General features: G+C 60.1%; 7 protein-coding genes. 5 read left to right on the top strand and 2 right to left on the bottom strand.

What is annotated here, in order from left to right:
- Window positions 1-553 precede the first annotated feature (553 nt).
- From AC5ZFO_RS47390 to AC5ZFO_RS47375, 4 genes are all read left to right on the top strand, one after another.
- Window positions 554-742: a hypothetical protein gene (locus AC5ZFO_RS47390; RefSeq protein WP_496124184.1), complete on the top strand. Its 189-nt coding sequence runs from the start codon at window positions 554-556 to the stop codon at window positions 740-742.
- Window positions 743-857: 115 nt separating this feature from the next.
- Entirely contained in the window at window positions 858-1,022 is a 165-nt protein-coding gene (locus tag AC5ZFO_RS47385; protein WP_304490798.1) for a hypothetical protein, read from the top strand.
- A gap of 222 nt (window positions 1,023-1,244) precedes the next feature.
- On the top strand, window positions 1,245-2,120 hold the full coding sequence (locus tag AC5ZFO_RS47380) for a RelA/SpoT domain-containing protein (protein ID WP_496124183.1): 876 nt from the start codon (window positions 1,245-1,247) through the stop codon (window positions 2,118-2,120).
- Window positions 2,086-2,361 carry a hypothetical protein gene (locus AC5ZFO_RS47375; RefSeq protein WP_496124182.1) on the top strand — a complete coding sequence of 92 codons (276 nt, stop codon included), beginning with the start codon at window positions 2,086-2,088 and terminating at the stop codon, window positions 2,359-2,361. The genes AC5ZFO_RS47380 and AC5ZFO_RS47375 overlap by 35 nt, the downstream gene beginning before the upstream one ends.
- A gap of 115 nt (window positions 2,362-2,476) precedes the next feature.
- On the opposite strand, the gene AC5ZFO_RS47370 is transcribed toward AC5ZFO_RS47375, so the two are convergent.
- Window positions 2,477-2,758, bottom strand: coding sequence for a hypothetical protein (locus AC5ZFO_RS47370; protein WP_496124181.1), 282 nt, complete (start codon window positions 2,756-2,758; stop codon window positions 2,477-2,479).
- On the opposite strand from AC5ZFO_RS47370, the gene AC5ZFO_RS47365 reads away from it, so the two are divergent.
- On the top strand, window positions 2,742-2,990 hold the full coding sequence (locus AC5ZFO_RS47365; protein ID WP_496124180.1) for a hypothetical protein: 249 nt from the start codon (window positions 2,742-2,744) through the stop codon (window positions 2,988-2,990). The two genes, AC5ZFO_RS47370 and AC5ZFO_RS47365, sit on opposite strands and share 17 nt — an antisense overlap.
- Window positions 2,991-2,999: 9 nt before the next feature.
- On the opposite strand, the gene tnpC is transcribed toward AC5ZFO_RS47365, so the two are convergent.
- Window positions 3,000-4,013, bottom strand: a 1,014-nt coding sequence (tnpC, locus tag AC5ZFO_RS47360; protein ID WP_496124179.1) for an IS66 family transposase, incomplete at its 5' end; no start/stop codon positions are given.

Raw genomic sequence — 4,013 nt, 5'->3', positions numbered from 1 at the left:
CGGTCTTAATCGTATGGCGCATGTAAACCACCGCCGGGTTATCAGGCCATTGCTTCTTCACTTCGCCGGAAGCCTAATCCCACCCGTTGTGCGCCTCAAGTTTGGTGTTACTCCTCGGTGATAGTTCCGGCCGCACGCGGCGATGCGCCGCCCCGAGCGGGAGAGGCAAGCCGCTACCGATTGCGGTGGACAACGTGCCGGACACAACGGAGGCCCCCGCGTTGACGCGCTCGCGTCGAGGTCGATGATGGGAAGCTTGGTCTTCAAGGTACTTTGGGGACCGGACCTTCCGCGGGGGTTACGCGCGAACGCAGGACTTCAGCATATTTGGGATTTTTGTTTTCGACTTTCCTTTGCTGAATTCCGCCTTTAGCTTCCTGGCCGCCGTTGAGGACTGCTCCGGCTAACATCGAGGTTGTTAGCCAGAGACCCTCGCTCACATCACCTTTGTGAGCGGCAGTCCACTGGGCGGCTTGTTGTGCCCCAACAAATCAACGCCAGTGGCGTTGAGCGAGCGCGAGCGCATAGGGGATCTGGTAAAGGTTCACGCGACATGCGCCGCACTGATCTGACCGAGGCGACGATGCAGGGCTGGGCGCGGCTTGACGCAGCGCAGCGCCAGAAGTTTTTTGAGGCGTTCCTGGCGGCGGCACTGCGGCTGGATCAGCTCGCTCTGCGCGCTTGGCTTCGACGTCGGCTCAAGAGCCCGCCGCTCGCTGCTCCGATCGATCCAGCTGCTTGATAGGTTTGCAAGGGTCCCTTCACCTTGATCTAAGGATACATCCGAATGGGCGATAGCCGAAGATCGCCTGGTGTTGAAGGGTGAGACCGCTGCTGGGGCCAAACGGAGATGTCCGATGGGTGCGGCAGGCTGGCGCTTTGCGCACATGAAGAGAGGTCTCCGCGTTCGGACAGTCGTTGTCGGCGTGCTGGAGGAGTTGCCGTTTATCTGCCCGGCGGCGGTCGCACTCGGCTCGCTGATCATGATCGGCATCACTCTCTATAACGATTGGTCGCAGTGAGCGGGAACAGTGACGAGCGGGCTTACCATGGCGGCTTCCCCCGGCCCGGCCGATCCCCACTCGCCACGGTCACCGCATCGATACTCAGGCTTCGTTTTTGATGCAGGTCACCATTGGTGGCTTGAGCCTCAGTCCGGAAGCTGGATATGTCCCTTTGGGTTCTACCAGAACGAGCGAGTAGCTATGGTCTCACCGACGCAACGGACCGGGGGCCGTTACGTCATGCCGTGGGCACGACCAGAACATTCGAAGCGTGGCGTCAATGATGCCGGTGCGCTCGTGGCGACCTATGATTTGGGGTCTGAGGCTGGCTATCCGAAATATCTTGAAAGTCTGGACATTGTGAACGACTGGCGCTCGGCTCACAATTTCCCGCTAAACACCTTCCACGTGGGCCTGAGGCGGAGAGGAAGACAGATCGATAGCGGGATAATTACAGCACAACGCATCAAACGTCTGTCCTCGATTGAGCACAAGCTTGAGCGCTTCCCCACAATGACACTTTCGCAGATGCAAGACATCGGCGGATGCCGCGCTATCATGAGATCGAGCAAGGCTGTGAGGCAGCTCTGCGAAGCCTATGCCTCCAGCGACCTAAAGCACACGCTGGCGGTGAACGACGATTATGTCGCGTCGCCGAAGCCGTCTGGATATCGGGGCGTTCATCTTGTTTATAAATACTTCTCGGATCGCAAGGCCGACTACAACACGCTGAAGATCGAGATACAGATACGATCCCAACTGCAGCACGCGTGGGCAACGGCAGTCGAGACTGTCGGCACACTGCAGCAGCAGGCGCTCAAGTCCAGCCAAGGTGAGAAAGATTTGCTGCGGTTCTTTGCGTTGGCCAGCAGTGCCTTTGCATTGAGGGAAGGCGCGCCGCCCGTTCCGGGAACGCCGAGCGCCTATCGCGAACTCGTCCGCGAAATGCGCGATTACGTGCGTCGGCTTGATTTGGCGAAGCGGCTGCAGGCTTACGGGCACGCGATGAAGTTATTGTCCAGCCCCGCAACACAACAGAGGCGACAATCACTATTTCCTCCTGGAGATGAATCCCGCGCTGATGTCGGTTCAGGTCACCACCTTCAAATTCGGTGAATCGACGCTGGCAAACCAAAAATATCTCGAAATTGAGCGCAAGCTGCGAAACATCCCCGGCGCAGAGGCCGTGCTTGTCTCGGTCGATTCCTTGGACGCGGTGCGGAAGGCCTATCCGAATTATTTCCTCGATACAGCGGTGTTCGTGCGGCTCATTCGAGAGACGACCAGAACACTCACGCCACCACCGCGCCCCTCAAGGAGGTCTTCCGACACAAGGCAGCGCGATCTCTTCAAGTAGCAGACGATCAGCGCCAGACCGTGCCACGGCCGGAGCGGCCATCCCGCTTTCGCTTTTGTGCCGCTTTGGCCGCTCTTACCGGTGAGAACCTGATCTTGAAACGTAGGAGAGTACGTCATACCGCCGACCTATCAGTTGCGAAATCATGTTGGCGAACTGAACGAGAGAAAAAATTGCGAGGAATTCCAAAATCATTTCGAAAAGCCTCCGGGTTCGAAAATTCGCTGTCGTAAAACACGCCCCAGTCCGGAGACCGAAAATCTAAAACTGTTTGTTGCGGCGTAAACGCAAAATGGAACAGTTCAACGATGAAACAATAAATCAGTTGCTTTTCGGCAACAGCATGAGGAGATTGCAGTGTTCTCGAAAACACGCTGTCATTGCCGCCGATCGCCACCGTCGCGCCAGCATCATCCGTACCGTTCATCGAGTGGCGGCTCGCCGCACTTGTCGGCCATCTCCTGACCGACGCGAGCGATTTCGGTGCGCACCTCGAACACGACGCGCTCGATGCTGCGACGGATCGCAAGATCGCCGCGGGGCGCACACCGCGAAGGCATGCTCGACAACGCGGTCAGGGTGACGCCAGCGATGTCGTCGATCAGGGCGTCGACATCGATCCGACGTAAGCGATGTTCTCAGGCCACGCGCCAGCGTTCTTGGGTAGCGAGATAGGCCCAGGGTAGCAGTTCGTCGATCTGGCTGTTCGGGTGGTCGTTGATGATGCGGGTGATGACGTCGGCGAGATAGGCGTGGGGTTCGACGCCGATGAGCTTGCAGGTTTCGATCAGTGAGGCGATGACGGCCCAGTGTTCGCCGCCGCCGTCCGAGCCAGCGAACAGAGCGTTTTTGCGGTTCAGTGCGATCGGGCGGATAGAGCGCTCGACGACGTTGGAATCGATCTCGATGCGGCCGTCGGCAATGAAGCGTGTCAGCCCGTTCCAACGCGACAGCGCATATCGAATGGCCTCCGCGAGTTTGGTCTTCTGGCTGATAAGACCAAGCTTGGCGCGCAGCCAGGGTTCGAACTCGTCGACGATCGGCCGGCTCTTCTCTTGGCGGACGGCGCGACGCTCGTCGGCGGTGCGGCCACGGATCTCGGCTTCGATGACGTAGAGCCCGGCGATACGTTCGAGCGCCTCGGTGGCGATCGGTGCGGGGCCGGCTGCGGCGAGTTCGTAGAAGCGCCGGCGCACATGGGACCAGCAGAACGCCAGTTCAACGTCACCGCGCTCGGCCAGGACCCCATAGCCGGCATAGCCGTCGACCTGGAGGATGCCGGCAAAACCCGCGAGGTGGGTGATCGGCCGTTCGGCCTTGCGATCGGGAGCGTAGACATAGGCGACGGCGGGCGGGTCCGTGCCGCCCCAGGGCCGGTCGTCGCGGGCATAGGCCCAGAGCTGGCCGGTCTTGGCGCGGCCGCGTCCGGGATCGAGCACCGGGGCGGTGGTCTCGTCGGCAAACAGTTTTGGCGACTGCTTCAGCCTCGCGAGCAGCCGCTCATGCACCGGCCGCAACAGGAAGGCAGCGCGTCCGACCCAATCGGCCAGGGTCGAGCGATCCAGGTCGAGGCCCTGGCGGGCGTAAATTTGAGCCTGCCGATACAGCGGCAGATGGTCGGCATATTTGGCGACGAGCACCTGCGCCACGGT

The sequence above is a fragment of the Bradyrhizobium sp. Unk1 genome, from assembly GCF_059512345.1.
Note: the sequence above shows the minus strand (reverse complement) of the source record. Positions and strands in the feature narration are given on the sequence as shown.

Excerpts from the sequence above, each read along its gene's own strand:
- AC5ZFO_RS47390 (WP_496124184.1), top strand. The coding sequence starts at position 554 with ATGCGCCGCACTGATCTGACCGAGGCGACGATGCAGGGCTGGGCGCGG.
- AC5ZFO_RS47385 (WP_304490798.1), top strand. The coding sequence starts at position 858 with ATGGGTGCGGCAGGCTGGCGCTTTGCGCACATGAAGAGAGGTCTCCGC.
- AC5ZFO_RS47380 (WP_496124183.1), top strand. The coding sequence starts at position 1,245 with ATGCCGTGGGCACGACCAGAACATTCGAAGCGTGGCGTCAATGATGCC.
- AC5ZFO_RS47375 (WP_496124182.1), top strand. The coding sequence starts at position 2,086 with ATGTCGGTTCAGGTCACCACCTTCAAATTCGGTGAATCGACGCTGGCA.